The 15,144-nt window shown below is 69.1% G+C and carries 19 protein-coding genes; 8 read left to right on the forward strand and 11 right to left on the reverse strand.

The window, feature by feature from the left end:
- Positions 1-31 precede the first annotated feature (31 nt).
- Genes AC2YHB_RS02160 through AC2YHB_RS02175 form a run of 4 tightly spaced genes read right to left on the reverse strand, consistent with a single transcriptional unit; the run spans position 32 to position 4,097 of the window.
- On the reverse strand, positions 32-1,114 hold the full coding sequence (locus AC2YHB_RS02160) for a threonine aldolase family protein (RefSeq protein ID WP_036547742.1): 1,083 nt from the start codon (positions 1,112-1,114) through the stop codon (positions 32-34).
- Positions 1,093-1,773, reverse strand: a complete 681-nt coding sequence (locus AC2YHB_RS02165; protein WP_487353387.1) for an SDR family oxidoreductase — start codon at positions 1,771-1,773, stop codon at positions 1,093-1,095. The genes AC2YHB_RS02160 and AC2YHB_RS02165 overlap by 22 nt, the downstream gene beginning before the upstream one ends.
- The gene (locus AC2YHB_RS02170) at positions 1,770-3,143 is read right to left on the reverse strand and encodes a DUF6421 family protein (protein WP_179649841.1); all 1,374 of its coding nucleotides are present in this window, start codon (positions 3,141-3,143) and stop codon (positions 1,770-1,772) included. The genes AC2YHB_RS02165 and AC2YHB_RS02170 overlap by 4 nt, the downstream gene beginning before the upstream one ends.
- Before the next feature lie 33 nt (positions 3,144-3,176).
- A complete protein-coding gene (locus AC2YHB_RS02175) occupies positions 3,177-4,097 on the reverse strand; it encodes a DMT family transporter (protein ID WP_308645595.1) in 921 nt (306 codons plus the stop codon).
- Positions 4,098-4,215: 118 nt separating this feature from the next.
- Here AC2YHB_RS02175 and AC2YHB_RS02180 point away from each other — a divergent pair, with 118 nt between their 5' ends.
- From AC2YHB_RS02180 to AC2YHB_RS02210, 7 genes are all read left to right on the forward strand, one after another.
- Positions 4,216-5,328 carry an ATP-dependent DNA ligase gene (locus tag AC2YHB_RS02180; protein ID WP_179649839.1) on the forward strand — a complete coding sequence of 371 codons (1,113 nt, stop codon included), beginning with the start codon at positions 4,216-4,218 and terminating at the stop codon, positions 5,326-5,328.
- A 48-nt stretch (positions 5,329-5,376) separates the two neighbouring features.
- Positions 5,377-5,910: a hypothetical protein gene (locus AC2YHB_RS02185; RefSeq protein ID WP_036547733.1), complete on the forward strand. Its 534-nt coding sequence runs from the start codon at positions 5,377-5,379 to the stop codon at positions 5,908-5,910.
- 52 nt (positions 5,911-5,962) lie between these two features.
- Positions 5,963-6,229 (forward strand): hypothetical protein, encoded by a 267-nt coding sequence (locus tag AC2YHB_RS02190; protein WP_179649837.1) that lies wholly within the window; start codon positions 5,963-5,965, stop codon positions 6,227-6,229.
- 352 nt (positions 6,230-6,581) lie between these two features.
- Entirely contained in the window at positions 6,582-7,067 is a 486-nt protein-coding gene (locus AC2YHB_RS02195; RefSeq protein WP_487353388.1) for a hypothetical protein, read from the forward strand.
- Positions 7,068-7,114: 47 nt separating this feature from the next.
- The gene (locus AC2YHB_RS02200; RefSeq protein WP_487353389.1) at positions 7,115-7,438 is read left to right on the forward strand and encodes a hypothetical protein; all 324 of its coding nucleotides are present in this window, start codon (positions 7,115-7,117) and stop codon (positions 7,436-7,438) included.
- Positions 7,439-7,505: 67 nt separating this feature from the next.
- On the forward strand, positions 7,506-7,742 hold the full coding sequence (locus tag AC2YHB_RS02205; RefSeq protein WP_487353390.1) for a helix-turn-helix domain-containing protein: 237 nt from the start codon (positions 7,506-7,508) through the stop codon (positions 7,740-7,742).
- A 3-nt stretch (positions 7,743-7,745) separates the two neighbouring features.
- The gene (locus tag AC2YHB_RS02210; RefSeq protein ID WP_487353391.1) at positions 7,746-8,012 is read left to right on the forward strand and encodes a helix-turn-helix domain-containing protein; all 267 of its coding nucleotides are present in this window, start codon (positions 7,746-7,748) and stop codon (positions 8,010-8,012) included.
- A 14-nt stretch (positions 8,013-8,026) separates the two neighbouring features.
- Here AC2YHB_RS02210 and AC2YHB_RS02215 read toward each other — a convergent pair whose 3' ends face one another.
- Positions 8,027-8,455 carry a hypothetical protein gene (locus AC2YHB_RS02215; protein WP_487353392.1) on the reverse strand — a complete coding sequence of 143 codons (429 nt, stop codon included), beginning with the start codon at positions 8,453-8,455 and terminating at the stop codon, positions 8,027-8,029.
- A 523-nt stretch (positions 8,456-8,978) separates the two neighbouring features.
- On the opposite strand from AC2YHB_RS02215, the gene AC2YHB_RS02220 reads away from it, so the two are divergent.
- A complete protein-coding gene (locus tag AC2YHB_RS02220) occupies positions 8,979-9,143 on the forward strand; it encodes a hypothetical protein (protein ID WP_487353393.1) in 165 nt (54 codons plus the stop codon).
- A gap of 17 nt (positions 9,144-9,160) precedes the next feature.
- Here AC2YHB_RS02220 and AC2YHB_RS02225 read toward each other — a convergent pair whose 3' ends face one another.
- The 6 genes from AC2YHB_RS02225 to AC2YHB_RS02250 form a co-directional block, all read right to left on the reverse strand.
- Positions 9,161-9,661 carry a hypothetical protein gene (locus AC2YHB_RS02225; RefSeq protein ID WP_487353394.1) on the reverse strand — a complete coding sequence of 167 codons (501 nt, stop codon included), beginning with the start codon at positions 9,659-9,661 and terminating at the stop codon, positions 9,161-9,163.
- 16 nt (positions 9,662-9,677) lie between these two features.
- Entirely contained in the window at positions 9,678-10,127 is a 450-nt protein-coding gene (locus AC2YHB_RS02230) for a Panacea domain-containing protein (protein ID WP_487353395.1), read from the reverse strand.
- Between the two features lie 357 nt (positions 10,128-10,484).
- On the reverse strand, positions 10,485-11,099 hold the full coding sequence (locus AC2YHB_RS02235; protein ID WP_487353396.1) for a hypothetical protein: 615 nt from the start codon (positions 11,097-11,099) through the stop codon (positions 10,485-10,487).
- Between the two features lie 181 nt (positions 11,100-11,280).
- A complete protein-coding gene (locus tag AC2YHB_RS02240; RefSeq protein WP_487353397.1) occupies positions 11,281-12,189 on the reverse strand; it encodes an SEC-C domain-containing protein in 909 nt (302 codons plus the stop codon).
- Positions 12,186-14,816 carry a hypothetical protein gene (locus tag AC2YHB_RS02245; protein WP_487353398.1) on the reverse strand — a complete coding sequence of 877 codons (2,631 nt, stop codon included), beginning with the start codon at positions 14,814-14,816 and terminating at the stop codon, positions 12,186-12,188. Before AC2YHB_RS02245 ends, AC2YHB_RS02240 begins: the two co-directional genes overlap by 4 nt.
- Positions 14,816-15,064, reverse strand: a complete 249-nt coding sequence (locus AC2YHB_RS02250; RefSeq protein WP_487353399.1) for a hypothetical protein — start codon at positions 15,062-15,064, stop codon at positions 14,816-14,818. Before AC2YHB_RS02250 ends, AC2YHB_RS02245 begins: the two co-directional genes overlap by 1 nt.
- Positions 15,065-15,144 lie beyond the last annotated feature (80 nt).

A 15,144-nucleotide genomic window follows, 5' to 3' on the forward strand; every position in this document is an offset into this window, starting at 1 on the left:
GCGCCCCACGCGCAAGGCGGGACCGGTGCCCTCAGGCGCGGCCCATCTCCTCGCGCAGCGCCGCCAGGAAGGCGTCGATGTCGTCCTCGGTGGTGTCGAAGGAGCACATCCACCGCACGTCGCCGGCGGCCTCGTCCCAGAAGTAGAAGCGGTGCCGCTCCATCAGCCGGCGGCTGACGTCGTGGGGCAGGCGGGCGAACACGCCGTTGGCCTGCACCGGGTACAACAGCTCGACGCCGTCGATCTCGCGGACGCCCGCGGCGAGGCGCTGTGCCATGGCGTTCGCGTGGCCGGCGAGGCGCAGCCACAGCCCGTCGGCCAGCAGCGCCTCGAACTGCACCGAGACGAAGCGCATCTTGCTGGCCAGCTGCATCGACAGCTTGCGCAGGTGCTTGAGGTGGCTGACGGCGCCGGGGTTCAGGATGACGACGGCCTCACCGGCCAGCGCCCCGTTCTTGGTGGCGCCGAACGACAGCACGTCGACGCCGGCATCGGAGGTGAACTCCCGGACCGGTACGTCGAGCGCGGCAGCCGCGTTCGCGAGCCGGGCGCCGTCGAGGTGCAGCCGCATGCCGAGGCCGTGGGCGTGCTCGGCGAGCGCGCGCACCTCGTCAGGCGTGTAGAGCGTGCCGAGCTCGGTGGACTGGGTGATCGAGACGACCTGCGGCATCGCCCGGTGCTCGTCGTCGAAGCCCCAGGCCTGGCGGTCGACCAGCTCGGGGGTGAGCTTGCCGTCGGGCGTGGCGACGGGGTGCAGCTTGAGGCCGCCCATCCGCTCGGGCGCGCCGCCCTCGTCGACGTTGATGTGGGCGCTCTCGGCGCAGATCACCGCACCCCAGCGGTCGGTGAGCGCCTGGAGGCCCACGACGTTGGCGCCGGTGCCGTTGAAGACCGGGTAGGCCTCGACGCCGTCGCCGAACAGCCCGGCCATGAGCACCTGGAGGTGCTCGGTGTAGGCGTCCTCGCCGTACGACACCTGGTGGCCGCCGTTGGCCAGCGCGACCGCGGCCAGCACCTCGGGATGCACCCCCGCGTAGTTGTCGCTGGCGAACTGCCGGACCTCGGGGTCGTGCCGCCGTCGGGCGGCGGTGCTCAGGGTTGCGGCGTCAGCCACAGTCGCTCTCCGTTCAGCTCGGCGCTCGGCCGGTCCCACAGACCGGCGATCGTCTCGGCCAGGTCGTCGACGTAGGTGAAGCCGTCGAACGCGGCGTCCGGGCGGGCGGCGCGCATCGCGTCGTCGAGCAGGGCCTTGACCACGAGGATCGTAGCGGCGGCGTCCCCGTCCGCCCGGCCGAAGGCGTGGGCCAGGGCGAGGGTCCAGGCCTCGGCGGCGGCCTTCGCGGCGGCGTAGGACGCGTTGCCGGCGGTCGGCGCGCCGGCACCGGCGGCGCTGACCACCACGAACCGGCCACCGGACTCGACCAGCGACGCCTGCGCGGCGAGCGAGGTGTGCTGCAGGGTGCGCACCAGGAGCGGCTCGAGCACCGCCCAGTGGTCGAGCGCCTCGGCCGTCAGGCCCTTGCCGCCGCGCCAGCCGCCGACGAGGTGGACGACCCCGTCGAGACGGCCGTGCGCGGCGACGATGCCGTCGATCCACGCCCGGGTGGCGTCCGGGTCGAGCAGGTCCACGACGCTGGCCTCGGCCTCCAGCCCGTCGAGCCGGGACGCGTCGGCGTCGGCGGCGGCGACGACGGCACCGCCGGCGGCGAGGCGGCGTACGACGGCACGACCCGCCGGGCCGCCGGCACCGGCGACCGCGATGACGCGGGTCATGCGGCGGCGGTGATGCCGCGGGTCTCCGCGATCACGTTCTTGAGCTTCTTGGCCAGCGCCTCGAAGAACATGCTCAGCGGGAACTCGTCGGCCAGCACGTCGTCGACCAGCTCGCGCGGCTGCTTGGAGAAGTCGAGCGCCTCGGCGCCCCGGGCCCACTTCGAGGCAGGGTGCGGCGCGAGGTAGCGGCTGACCAGCTCGTAGGCGGCCTGCCAGTGCACGATCTTCGGCCGGTCGATGCCGTCGCGGTAGAGCTGCTCGATCTCGCCGAGGAGCGCGTTGGTGACCTGGGGCGCGAGGTCCCAGTCGATGCGCAGCTTGTTGTCGGTCCAGCGGATCGCGTCGTGCTGGTGCAGGTAGGCGAACAGCAGCTGGCCACCGAGGCCGTCGTAGTTGCGGGTGCGCTCGCCGGTGACCGGGAAGCGGAACATCCGGTCGAGCAGGATCGCGTGCTGCGCGTCCGCGGCGACCTCGTTGCCCTCCGTCTCGAGCTCGACGGCCGCGCGGAACGCGGTCAGGTCGCAGCGCAGCTCCTCCAGGCCGTACATCCAGAACGGCTGGCGCTGCTTGATCATGAACGGGTCGAAGGGCAGGTCGCCGTGGCTGTGCGCGCGGTCGTGGATCATGTCCCACAGCACGAACGCGTCCTGGCTGCGCTGCTGGTCCTCGAGCAGGCCGCGGACCTCCTCGGGCAGCTCGACGCCGAGCAGGTCGACGGCGGCGGTGCCGACGCGACGGAAGCGGGCGGCCTCACGGTCGCAGAAGATGCCGCCCCAGCTGAACCGCTCGGGCACCTCGCGCACCGCGACGGTCTCGGGGAAGAGCACGGCCGAGTTGGTGTCGTAGCCGCTGGTGAAGTCCTCGAACGCGATGCCGCAGAACAGCGGGTTGTCGTAGCGCGTGGCCTCGAGGTCCGCGAGCCACTCGGGCCAGACCATGCGGAACGCGACGGCCTCGAGGTTGCGGTGCGGGTTGCCGTTCTGGGTGTACATCGGGAACACGACGAGGTGCTGACGACCGTCGGCCCGGTCGGCGGCCGGCTGGAAGGCGAGCAGCGAGTCGAGGAAGTCGGGGACGCCGAAGCCCGTCTCGGCCCAGCGGCGCAGGTCGGCGACGAGGGCGCGGTGGTACGCCGCGTCGTGCGGGAGCAGCGGCGAGAGCGCCTCGATCGAGGTGACGATCTCGGCGACGCTCGCGACCACGCTCTCGCGGGACGGGGCGCCCTCGGCGGCCAGGTCGATCGAGCCGTCGGCGAGCTGCCAGGTGCGGACCTGCTCGACGGCGTCCTTCAGGGTCCGCCAGGCGGGATCGGCCACCACGGCGTCACGGTGGGCGGCGGCGCGGTCGGTGAGCGAAAGAACATCCGTCATGTGAGCCATTCAACCGGAAATCTTCCGGTTGAATCAACTCTGGCGCGGCTTCCGTCGCGTCACGAGCACCCCGACGATGCACAGGGCGCCGCCGACGAAGGCCAGGACGGGCGGCACCTCGTCCAGCAGCACCCACGCCAGCACCGCCGCGATGGCCGGGACGAGGAAGGTCGTCAGCGACTGCTTGCCCGCGTCGGTGTAGCGCAGCGCGAAGGCCCAGGTGAGGAAGGCGAGCGCGGTCGGGAACATGCCCAGGTAGGCGATCAGCAGCAGCGTCCCGGCGCTGCCGTGCTGCACCACGTCGCCGAGGTCGCCGAGCCACGGCAGGCAGACGACGGCGCCGATCCAGCACGCGTAGCAGGTCACCTCCAGGCCGGAGAGCCGGCGCAGCAGCACCTTCTGGCACACCACGCCGATCGCGTAGGTCACGGCGGCGAGCAGCGCCAGCAGCACCCCGTCGAGGTCGGATCCGCCGTCCCCGCGCATCGCGCTGCCGATCACGACGACGCCGCCGAAGGCGATCGCCATCCCGAGCAGCAACCATCCCGTGAGCCGCTCGCCGAGGAAGAGTGCGGCCAGCAGGGCGATCAGGATCGGCCCGACCTGGACGACCATGGCCGCGGTCGCCGCGTCGATCCTGCGCTCGCTGTCGTTGAGGGCGATGTTGTAGATCCCGAACCACGCGACCCCGCAGCACACCAGCAGGATCACCTCGGCGCGGGTGAGCCGGCTCCGCGGAGCGCGCGCCAGGAGCGCCGAGAGCACCACCGCGGCGATCAGGAGCCGCCCCAGCGACAGCGCACCCGGCGTCACCTCGTGGCCGAGGTGCCGGATCGCCACGAAGGCGGAGGCCCAGAGGACCAGCGTGACCCCGATCGCCGCCACCGGCTGCCAGGCCGGGGGCGCGGAGCTCCCGGACGAGACGGGAGCGGCCTGCGCGGGGGTCGACGTCACCCGTCCGAATCTAGGGGCCGGGCAAGGGCCGGAGCACGCGGTTTTCGGTCGTCGTACGTCGAGATCGGGACAATGCGGTGGAGCGATGAGTGTCGGACCCCTGACTAGTCTCACCCACGTGGACCTCCCCGTGATGCCGCCCGTCCAGCCGATGCTCGCGAAGGCCGTCTCCGGCGTGCCGGACCCGGCGAAGCACGACCCGCTGGGCCTCAGCTTCGAGCCGAAGTGGGACGGCTTCCGCTGCATCCTGTTCCGCGACGGCGACGAGGTGGAGCTCGCGAGCCGCAACACCAAGCCGCTGACGCGCTACTTCCCCGAGCTGGTGGAGGCCGTGAAGGCGGAGCTGCCCGAGCGGTGCGTGCTCGACGGCGAGATCTTCGTGGCGCTCGACGGGGCCGACGGCAAGGGACGCCTGCAGTTCGAGGTCCTCCAGGAGCGGATCCACCCCGCCGCGTCGCGGATCAAGCTGCTCTCCGAGCAGACGCCCGCCGACTTCGTCGCCTTCGACCTGCTGGCACTCGGCGACGAGTCGTACGTCGACCGGCCGTTCAGCGAGCGGCGGGCCGCCCTCGAGCAGGCGCTCGCCCACCTCGGCCCCGACACCGGGCGGTGCCACCTGACCCGCACGAGCACCGATCCCGCCGTCGCCGAGGAGTGGTTCCACCAGTTCGAGGGCGCCGGGCTCGACGGGGTCGTGGCGAAGCCGATGAGTGCGCCGTACGCGGAGAACGCCCGCACCATGCTGAAGATCAAGCACGAGCGCACGGCCGACGTGGTGCTCGCCGGCTACCGCGAGCACAAGACGAGCACGCCCGAGAAGCCGCTCATCGGCAGCCTCCTGCTCGGCCTGTACGACGGCGGCGAGCTCCAGCACATCGGCGTCAGCGCCAGCTTCACCGCCGCGCGGCGGGCGGAGCTGTGGCAGGAGCTCCAGCCTCTCGTCTGCCCGATCGAGGAGCACCCGTGGGGCCGGTGGCAGGAGTTCCTCGTCGCCAACCCGGGCCGCCAGCCGGGCACGCAGAGCCGGTGGAGCCAGGGCAAGGACCTCTCCTTCACGCCGCTGCGCCCCGAGCGCGTCATCGAGGTCAAGTACGACGCCATGGAGGGCTCCCGCTTCCGCCACACCGCCCACTTCAAGCGGTGGCGCGAGGACCGCGACCCGGAGTCGTGCGGCTACGACCAGCTCGAGCAGCCGGTGAAGTACGACCTCGCCGACGTGCTCGGCGGCTGACCGACCCCGGTCCTCGACCCGCGCCCACCGGCGCGGCAGGATGGAGCCATGACCACCGAGTCCGCGCCGACCGAGGAGCCGTACGACGTCGTCCTCCTCGTCGAACAGGCCCTCACGCCCGCCGACGCCGCCCAGGTCCGTGCCCTGCACGTCGAGCTGGACGACGACCCGACGATCGAGGTGATCTACCACGTCCTCCTGCCGATGGCCGACGCCGCGGCGGCCGTCGAGGCCTCACTGGGCGTGATCGGTGGCGCCGACCTGATCGCGCCTCCGATGACGCCGTCGCCCGACGAGATCGACCACCTGCGCGAGGAGTACCGCGAGCAGGCCGACCGCGACCTCGCCACGACCGCCGAGGCGCTGACCGCGACCGGCGCCCACGTGGGCAGTCGCGCGATCGTCACCGACCCGCCGGTCGACGCGCTGACCCGCAAGGTCAAGGAGGTCGACGGCCGGGAGGCGATCATCCTCACCCGGCCGCACCTGGTGGCGGAGTTCTTCCACGTCGACTGGACCTCGCGGGCCCGCCGCAAGCTCGGCGTACCGGTGCTCCACCTGCTCGAGCACGACGAGTCCTGAACCCGCGCCCTGCATGGCGTAACAGCCGGATCCGTCCGGTCGTTGACCTGTCATGTCGGCCCTGCACACCCTCGACGTCCGCCTCTTCGAGGCGCTCACGGGCACGTGCCTGAGCGCCTCCGAGCGCGACCGGGTCGTCGACCTGTGCGAGTCAGCGGTCGCGATGGCGCCCGGGCTCGGCCTGCCCCACCCCGGCCAGGCAGCCCGCTGCGCGGTGCACCTGCTGGTCGCCCACGCGGTGCCGGGCCTCGACCCCCGCGTGCGCAGCGACCTCGCGCGGCTGTGCGAGGTGGCGGTCGTGCGGGGCCTGCCCGCCTGACGACGCTGGGCTAGGTCCCCTCGACCCGGTTGCCCTGCTCGTCCCAGTGTTCGGCGACCTTCTTGCTGGGCTGCACCCGCGGCGGCTCGCCCGGCATCTTCGGGGTGCCGACCGCATAAGCGTTGTACGACTACGCGGGTGAGCGGGGCGTAAGACGAGCGTTGTGGGCCAGGTTATCGGGCGAGACCGGAGGACCCATCGACTAGCCACTGACCCACAAGGGTCCGCAGAACGTGCGGACCCTTTCGCCGTTTCAGGGGCGCTTGCAGGCGTCCTTTCCAGACCGGAAAAACGAACCGGCCCCGGGGAGTTGCAGCTCACCCAGGGCCTCGTACCTCAGAAGAGGATTTCAATGACTGACACGAACCGTACTACCCCTGCGCTCAAGAGCGCTACCCCCGAGATCCCCGTGGCACTGACCAAGGCCGACCAGATGGCCTGGGAGGCGCCCGAACTCCGACCGATCCTTCACGTTCTCAATGACGAGCCCATGGGTCTGTCGAGCGAGTGCCCGGACTGGTGCACCGGCGACGGCGTTGGGCACCTCGCCGACGACGGCATGTTCCAGTTCTCCCGGCTGCACGACGGGCCGGAGCTCTGCATCCGGACCGACTACCACTGGCCCTACTGGGTTGGCAACGACGCCGCGTGGGCGCACCTCGCCCTGAGGCTGGTTCGAGGGAACCGCGGGTCGTTGAACCGGATTCGCATCGAACAGCGGTACGGAGACCAGGAGACGGGCCAGCTCCAGAGCTTCAACGTCGCGGACCTCTACCTCGACGAGGCTCGCGAGCTGATCGCCGTCCTGCAGCACCTCCTCAAGGTGGGGCAGGCATGAGCCGCCGCCGGGGTCGCCCCCCTCGTTGCGTCCCGGCCGAACCGCTGGTGACCCAGTACCGCCTCCGTGGCGGCCGGACCGCCCTCGGGCTCGAGGCCCGGTCCGCTGAGGTGCGCGCCTTCCAGAAGGCCGCCCAGATCGGGTTCGTCACCGAGCGCGACGCGGACCGCCTCTCGGTCTTGCTCGGACTCACGCCCGTTGAGCTGTGGCCCGATCGGTACGGAGAGAACGCGCGCACGGAGGTCGAAGTGGTCGAGTACGAACGCCCGGTCTGGATCGATCGCGAGACCTGGGCCGAGATCGCCGATGATCTCCGGCGTCACTTCGACGAGCTGGTCGACACCATGCGCGCCTGGCCCGGCGGCGTTTAGTCCCAGACACCCAGAGGGGCCGCCCCCGTCGCGGTGACGGGGGCGGCTCTTCGCTTGGATGGGTCACATGCCTCGGGTACCTGCCACTGACGCTCTCGCATACACGCTCGATGACGCTGCTGCTGTCGTCGGCCTCTCCCGGGCCGTGCTCTACCGGGCCGTCAAGGCCGGCGACCTGCGGGCCAAGCGCTCCAGCCCCTCGAAGCATGGCGAGCCACCAAAGGGCCGGATCATCGTCCTGCGGAAGGATCTCGAGGTGTGGCTGGAGAGCCTCGAGGACGACTGGTGGGGAGCGCGGTACTGACCCATGGAGAAGCTCTACACAGTCGACGAGGTCGCCGAAGCCTTCCAAGTGTCCACTGACATCGTGCGACGCCTCTGCGCACGTCGCGAGTGGCCTCATGTCCGTGTCGGCCGCGCCACCCGGTTCTCCGAGGACAACGTCAGCGAGATCCTCGAGATCCAGGGTGTGAAGGTCAGCGAGGAGCGCCGGCGAGTGAACGACCTGATGGCGCGCACGGGCCTGACGCTGCGGGGCGCCGAGCGGCACATCCGCGACAACCCGCGGCGCTGACGGCGTTCGCCAGATCAGATGAGCGTCTGCATGAACCTCGCGACCCGGTCATGGGCGTCCCAGTCGCTCAAGCCGCTCACATCGATGGTCCGATCCGGCAGCACGACCGCCCACCTGCGGACTACCCAGGAGAACTGATCGCGGCCGCTATCAATCTCCTTGGCGACCACCGAAACGACGTCCGAGCGTCGATAGATGACCGTCTCGTCCTGCGAGCTCACGGTCGCGTAGATCAGGCGGTCGCCAGCTACGGCGAGAGCCGCACGCTGCCCGGACTCAAGCGGCCAAGCAACCACCTCGAAGCCTGCGTCGGACTGAGCCAACTGATCGACGCTGGCAGCAGACAAGATCGCTCTCAGCAGGCGAAGGTCGAACTCGGTGCCTCCGAGAAACGTCTTGACCTCGCGAGCCAGTGGGCGAATGGCGTCCGGAATCATCTCCATGGGGTCAACCCTGCCCGACGGCGCCGACGGAACGACGCGGGCGGCAGTAGGAACCGAGGAGTCTCTAGCGGCGGCCCTCGCTCTGGACATAGCGTCGTCGCGTCCCCCGAGAAGAGGACAGCCCCTCGGGCGGGCGGAGAGACAACCAAGCGCTCGAGGGGCAATCAGCGCTGAGCGAAGTGAGCGACAGCGCAGCTTGCTCCTCAGCCGGCGCAAGCTCAGCCCCCGCCGCGAACAACAAGTCCGCAGCCCCTCGCGCGAACGGGTGGACCTCGGCGCTGTAACGGTGCTGGGCCATGGCCGCGCCGGCAGCCTGGCTCAGCAGGTCGACGCGAGTCGTGATCGCCCGGAGTTCGGCAACCGCCTCATCGTCGTCGGTGTGCTCGAACGACAGTCGTCGGGAGGTGCCGCAAAGGCGGGCGACCACGATGCCGTCGGTCTGCTTGTACCCACCGCGCGACCCGCCACCCTGGAACCGTAGAACCGACCACCGACATCGTGCGGGCGGACTAGCCTCCCCGCCATGGATCTGCTTCTCGTTCTCGGGCTGTACGCCGCCTTCTTCGCGGGCGTCCTCTGGTTCGCGTTCCTGCTCATCAGGGCGGCCTGCATGTCCGCAATCAAGAGCGCCGGGACGACCTGCCCCGCCTGCCGAGCCCGAGCTGCGGGCAATGGATACGGCGGGTAGGCCCTTCGCCTTGCAGGCTAGTTCTCGGTTGGACAGATCTTGTGGTGGCGGTCAAACCACACCAAGTAGAAGGTCCCTGCCTGGACGTAGCCCCAGACTCGAATCAAGTTCCCGTGGCGGAGCCGAAAGACCGACTCGACGTCGAGCTTGAGCTGCCTTAAGCGCTTCTGCGCGTCCTCATGGATGCTGTCGACCGGCTGATCGTGATGAAGCTGGCGGGTGTTGCGCTTGGAGTTGGTGCGCATCTCTTTGACTTCCCGCCACGACTTGCCCGCGAGATCCTCCAAGACCTCGAGCAAGTGTCTGACCTCCTCGCCGGAGAGCTTCCAGTTCCATTCGCCGTCATAGGTATGGTCCATGGACTGCATAGTCCACCTGAACGGCTGTTGATCGAGGGCGGGCGCGGACGCCGTCGGCAGCGTCTTGGACCGCGAAGGGGTGCCGGCATCAGGCACGGTCTTTCGTTGCGCGTTTGATTGCTGTCGTCTCAGGCGCTTCTTATCGCGCTTGTCACCCATATCGAGCAGCCGTCGATCAGTTCAGGTCTTCACCCAGCAACAGTCCGCCGAAAAAGTCCTGCATCGTCTCAAGTTCGACCGTCGCGTTGGACCGCGCCCCAGGGGCACTGCTGCCGCGCGCCTCCAGCCACGGTCGCTCTGCATGCGTCTTGTCGCTCAACTGCTGGCCAGTCAGGTGGCCGTAAGCGTCAAGGACGACGTCGATCGTCTCAACCTCGTCTTCAGTCAGGTTGTCGGAGTTGCCATGGGGCCACGAAGCAACCCGGAAGCTCCCACGGTGCTCCCGGAACAGGTCGTACACGACGGGGCCGTTGGCCCATGCCTCAATCGGCTCGGGAAACAAGGGGACGTCGTCCCACGCGAGAGACCAGCCCTGCGAGTAGTAGCAAAGCTTCTGAAGCTTCATCGTGCTCATCGGGCCGCGCTTCTCAAGGATGTAGGCCGCGACGTCATGCACGCTTGCCATCTCGCTACCTCCTGCTCCCCAGGTTCATCCACATTCCAGTACCTGTAACGCACAGGATTGCCTTAGTTATCCCCAACTGTTGCACAACTCGCCGAAGCCGTCTAAAGGTCCCGAGGATCGCAACACTCGTCGAGGAAGGGACGATCTTAGGTGGACCGTCCGACACAACGTGTACGACGGTGCTGACCTGCGCAAATGCCGCTAAGCAAACCTCACATCGCCGCTGCTGTAAGCCGGCCCGCCGCCTCTTGCCGACCGGCTTACGTGCCCCCTGATTCGTTGTCGGCAGACACCCAGGAGCCACGGGCGCTTCACCGAGACGCCGAGGAAGCTTGGCGCCCACTGGAACGCGTACCGCTATTCGCCCCGACCGTCGCCCGCGAGCCGGTAGAGCGCGTCGGTCTGGCGCCGCTGTTCGGTCGAGACCTTCGAGCTCAGCTGATCGATCGCCTTCGCGATCTGGTTCATCGATCCAGGGGTGCGAGCGATCGACTCGCGGAAACTGTTGAAGTCGATGACGTACTCGGAGCGTGGAACAGCTCCGACCGAGCCCTCGCAGTCGATGGTGACCACATGGGACGTCGGACTGTCACCGTTCACGAGGTCGGTCGAACGCCCAAGGGGCCACATGAACTCGCGGCCTGGCGCCACGGACGGCAAGCCTTGCCGGAGCTTCTCCTGCATGACGTCGACGAAGCGCTGCTCCGGCTTGTCGCCGCTAGGGAATGGCGGGTCAACCGTAACGGTCACGTTCCGCGCGACCGTCCTGCCGGAGTTGCCGACGACGAACTCGAGGGCGGAGCTATTGGTGGGGTTAACTCGCACGTCTGCCCACACGTATGGGGCAGCGGCAGCCTCGGAGATCTCACGTTGCATCCGGGTCTGCCGCTTCATCTCTCGGACCTGGATCGCGATAAAGACAGCCGAGGCGATCGAGGCGGCCGCAGCAACCGCGGCGATGGTGGTGTTCACACAGGCTGACCCTAGGCGGCGCATCCGCGCAGGGCGGCTCAGCGTCGTACAGTGGGCAGCGAGTGGGGCGCGGCCTCGGCGAACAGCCGGGGATACGGCCCCACTCACCGGAACCGGGCAACCCCCCGCAAGCTCTGCAATAACGGGCCGTCAGAACGCAGGGGTACGTGGCCCGGTTCCGTCATTTGATTCGCGGTGCGACCAACCCCATCGTCAGGGCCGCCTCGGCTTCCTCGGGCGTGATCATGCAGCACTCACGGAACGTCTTCTCGCTGCCACAGGGACACTCTGCGTCGGCAGACGCAGCGATATGGCAGTCGAGGGCCCGGGCGCCGCTCCCGCAGCCACACGGGGCGATCTGGGCCCGCGGGTGGAGCGTGTTGATGATCAGCTGGTCGAGCTCCTCGCCGGTGTCATCGAACTCGTGGATTACCTCTGTGCGGATGCGCCCTCGCGCTACCCGGGTCCAAAGCAGCTTCCCTGCGACGACAACCTTCATTCGCGGGTCGGGGTGCAAGGCTCGCGTCCGGCGCGCGAGCAGCGCGAGATCGCGCCACTCGTCACGGGAGGTGGGCTGGTCGGCCTCGGCTTCCTCGAGCCACTCGGCACTGAACTCGGCCATCTCTGGATCCCCGCTGTCGTTGAGCCGAGCGACCTCGAATGCCTGCGGCCGGAATCCAAGAGGCGTCGGCATGATGTGCACGCCGGCTACCTCCTCGCGCTCGAAGTCGTGTTCAGCGAGGTACTGATAGGCGACGAACCGGGAGACCGCGACCGAATAGCCGACGAGGAACGCCGAGCCCTCGGTGGAGGCACGTCGAGGGAGATCGACGATGCTGCCCCAAGCTTGCCTGAAACGCGCGGAGGCGAGGGTGGAGATCGAGTCAAAGTCGACGTCCATCTCGCCGAGTTCTACTCTCGCCGCGACGCCGAACCGATGGTCGCCCTGGGTGGCGAGTGCGGCGTCTACATGGGGTAGCGGCAACACCTTCGACCGATGTCCGACGTGCCGAAGGTACGCCGTGTAGGCGGCGGTGTCGGTGATGAGCTCGGCTCGATCCGGGTAGGTCGCGAACGCGATCAGGGTCATGCCACATTCTCCATCCAGTCGCCGACGCATCCGCCGGCCGCGAGCGTGTAGGCGCTCTGAACTCCGGCCGGTCCGCCTGCGGCACGTCGGGCCAGATCAAGCATCCCGTTGTTGAGCGCGTCAAAGAAGCCAACGCCGTACTTCTCCACGGCTGCGGCCCGAACGACGTACTCCCGATTGGAGAGCAGGGCCGGAACCAAGTCGTCCGTGGGTCCGCCCGGCCCGTGAACGAGGCCCCCGCGCGCATATGGGGTGCTGGGGTCGCCGTCACGTCCGCCCTGCGCGAGCAGGGTGTCCCGGCGGATGTAGTTCGAGATGATGTTCAGCTTCACGGTCCGGTCCTTGATCCCCGCGACCTCTGCCTTGATCCGCTCGATCATCTTCTGCGCCTTGGCGGTCTCGGCGGTGACGCGGATGACGGTCCCGTCCGGCAGGCGGCCGACCGCGTGGCCGACCTCCTCGATCGCACCCTCGAGGAGGCTCGCCTGTCCCTGCGATCGACGCCACGCGGCATTGAGTCGCCCAGCGGCTCGTTCCCCGCCCGCGGCGAGATCCTGCAGGACCAGGGCCGCCTGTGGGCCGAGCTCATCGATCAAGCGTTGCAGCGCCGCAGGGTCAGCGCCGTTCTCGATCGCCTTCCGGAGGTTGCGGCCCATCTGAGCGGCAGCACGGCCCTGGTCGCGCATCCGGTGGACGAGCTTGTCGAGGGACAGCTCGGGCTTCTCGATGTCGTTCGCCAGGTCGATGAAGGCGGCGCCTGCGCTCTGGGCCCACAGCTCTACCTCACGCTCTCGGCGCAGTCGGGTGCTCTCGTTGTTGACCCCTCGTAGGGCATCCTCGAGCTCGGCGATCTCCTTCTTGGCGCGCTCCTTCACGTCGGCCCCACCGCCGCCGGTCAGACCGCGGCCGATGTCAGAGAACAGGTCGCCGACTCCGGTCACCTTGTCGGAGTCCATCGCGCCGGCCAGGATCTTGCGCTGCTCGGCGATCGCGGCGGTGATCTGCTCGACGTTGTTCGACTTCACGGCAGCGTTGGCCCGCTCCTGCGCATCGGCGTACTGCCCGGTCGCGTTGGCGAGGTCGATCGTCAGTCCAATGCCCGCACCGATCGCAGCTCCCCAGGGACCGGCCATGGTGCCGACGAGGCCAAGCATCGCCGTGTTCTGCAGGCCGAGGCCGTCACCGATGGTGCCTGTGGCGACTGCGAACGCGCCGGCCCCTGCTCCTGCCTTGAGGGCAGTCGTGCCGTAGGACCGGATGGTCGCGTTCGTCCGCGCCTGAGCCTGCTGCAGGGAGGTGCTCGCTCGGCGCTGGGCATCGGTGGCACCACGAAGGGCTGCCATGTCGGTACGCAGCTGCGAGAACTGGGTGCGGGCCGCCGTGACGCGGCCTGCGATCGGCAGTACGCCGGGTGCTCCTGCGCCCGCTGAGCCGCCGCCTGCGGGCCCGACGTTGCGGATGGCACCCGCGGCGCCGACGAACCCGGTCTTGGCCAGCAGGCCAGCGGTCACGGCCAGCGTCTTGTTCAGCACGAGGAACGCCGCGGCCATGGTGAACACCTTGGGACCGATCGGCGACTCCGCAATCGCCTTGACGGTGTCGGCGATCAGCTCGAACGCTTCCAGCACCGGGCCACCGAGCGGGGAGGCAGCCTCGACGATGGCGATCACCGACTCAGCGATCGACCCGAGCGTCTGGCCCACCTGAGGACCGACGCGGCGGACGTAGTCGACGAATTCCTCGAACCCCTCCGTCTGGGCGAGTCCAGCTGCCCAGGCGTCGAAGTCGCGGCTGGCGTTGAGCAGCCAGGTCGAGAAGTCGTCGCTCAGGGGGTCGACGGCCATCCAGAGCTCTGCGAAGCCGTGAGCGACGTTGCCGACCGAGCGGCCGAACTGCTCGAGCGCCTCCGGGCCCTCTCGCTCGACGAATGACAGGAACTCCGCCCACTCGGCGCCGGCCAGCGCCTTGGCTCCTGCGGCTACGAGGTCGCCTCCAGCGCGGCCGAGCGCCTCGAAGATGGATGCCACGCGGGGTGCGACGCGCTCGAAGTGGTCGAGCGCCTCCGTCAGGCCCGGGAACCAGCCAGCCGCTGCAGCATCGCGGATGTCACCGAGCACGGGCCGAAGCTCCTGGAAGCGGAGGACGAATTGCCTCGCATCGGGCCCGAGCTTGGCCATGGCTTCGCGAGCCTTCTCGAGGTTCGCGGCAGTCGGCTCCAGGGCCGCCTCGTTGACCGCCTTGAGGGCATCGCCCACTCCCTGCGTCGCGGCGACCAGAGATCCCATGCTGATCGCGGCGAACCCGAGCTGGGAGGCCAGTCCGGCGACCGCGGGGACAGCCACGGCACCGATCGGGATTAGCCCCGGACCGAGTACCGCGACCGCCTTGGCCATCACGGCCAGTCGGCCCGAGTAGCGGTCGATCGACGGCCCCGACTGATCGACCGAGCGGCGGAAGCGGTCGACGCCTCGGCTGTTGTCGTCGAAGGTGCGGCTGGTGTCGACGCCCTGCCGCCCAAGGCGGTCGAGCTCGCCACTGAGAACCTTGGTCGCCGCGGCGGCCTTGAGGATCTCGCGGGTGAAGCGGTCGTCGACCTCGAGGAGCACGGACTCACGGCGCACGGCCATCACGCCACCTCCAACTTGTCGGTGTAGTAGATCGCGCTGACGACCTTCCCGGCATGGGCCAACAGCCGGACCAGGTTGGTGTCTTCGCGCACCACCGCAGAGTCCATGAGGCTCTCGACCTGCTCGGCGATCCAGCTCAGCAGGAAGACCTTGCCGGTGTCGTCGGTGTCAGCGGCTGCCTTGACCAGCTCGAGGAGCTGGGTCTTCACGTCGGCCGGCAGCGCGGCCAGGTTCTCATCGGGTGTCATCGGAGGTGTCTCCTTCAGAGGGCTGGGGGTGGGTCCCCCGGGGGTGGTCGTGGGCGTCCACTGCAGGGCTAGGTCGCTTA

The organism is Nocardioides sp. SRI_004 (assembly GCF_057586415.1).

Excerpts from the sequence above, each read along its gene's own strand:
- AC2YHB_RS02245 (WP_487353398.1), bottom strand. The coding sequence starts at position 14,816 with ATGGCCGTGCGCCGTGAGTCCGTGCTCCTCGAGGTCGACGACCGCTTC.
- AC2YHB_RS02250 (WP_487353399.1), bottom strand. The coding sequence starts at position 15,064 with ATGACACCCGATGAGAACCTGGCCGCGCTGCCGGCCGACGTGAAGACC.
- AC2YHB_RS02165 (WP_487353387.1), bottom strand. The coding sequence starts at position 1,773 with ATGACCCGCGTCATCGCGGTCGCCGGTGCCGGCGGCCCGGCGGGTCGT.
- AC2YHB_RS02225 (WP_487353394.1), bottom strand. The coding sequence starts at position 9,661 with ATGGGTGACAAGCGCGATAAGAAGCGCCTGAGACGACAGCAATCAAAC.
- AC2YHB_RS02215 (WP_487353392.1), bottom strand. The coding sequence starts at position 8,455 with ATGGAGATGATTCCGGACGCCATTCGCCCACTGGCTCGCGAGGTCAAG.
- AC2YHB_RS02205 (WP_487353390.1), top strand. The coding sequence starts at position 7,506 with ATGCCTCGGGTACCTGCCACTGACGCTCTCGCATACACGCTCGATGAC.
- AC2YHB_RS02195 (WP_487353388.1), top strand. The coding sequence starts at position 6,582 with ATGACTGACACGAACCGTACTACCCCTGCGCTCAAGAGCGCTACCCCC.
- AC2YHB_RS02240 (WP_487353397.1), bottom strand. The coding sequence starts at position 12,189 with ATGACCCTGATCGCGTTCGCGACCTACCCGGATCGAGCCGAGCTCATC.
- AC2YHB_RS02210 (WP_487353391.1), top strand. The coding sequence starts at position 7,746 with ATGGAGAAGCTCTACACAGTCGACGAGGTCGCCGAAGCCTTCCAAGTG.
- AC2YHB_RS02230 (WP_487353395.1), bottom strand. The coding sequence starts at position 10,127 with ATGGCAAGCGTGCATGACGTCGCGGCCTACATCCTTGAGAAGCGCGGC.
- AC2YHB_RS02190 (WP_179649837.1), top strand. The coding sequence starts at position 5,963 with ATGTCGGCCCTGCACACCCTCGACGTCCGCCTCTTCGAGGCGCTCACG.
- AC2YHB_RS02170 (WP_179649841.1), bottom strand. The coding sequence starts at position 3,143 with ATGACGGATGTTCTTTCGCTCACCGACCGCGCCGCCGCCCACCGTGAC.
- AC2YHB_RS02185 (WP_036547733.1), top strand. The coding sequence starts at position 5,377 with ATGACCACCGAGTCCGCGCCGACCGAGGAGCCGTACGACGTCGTCCTC.
- AC2YHB_RS02220 (WP_487353393.1), top strand. The coding sequence starts at position 8,979 with ATGGATCTGCTTCTCGTTCTCGGGCTGTACGCCGCCTTCTTCGCGGGC.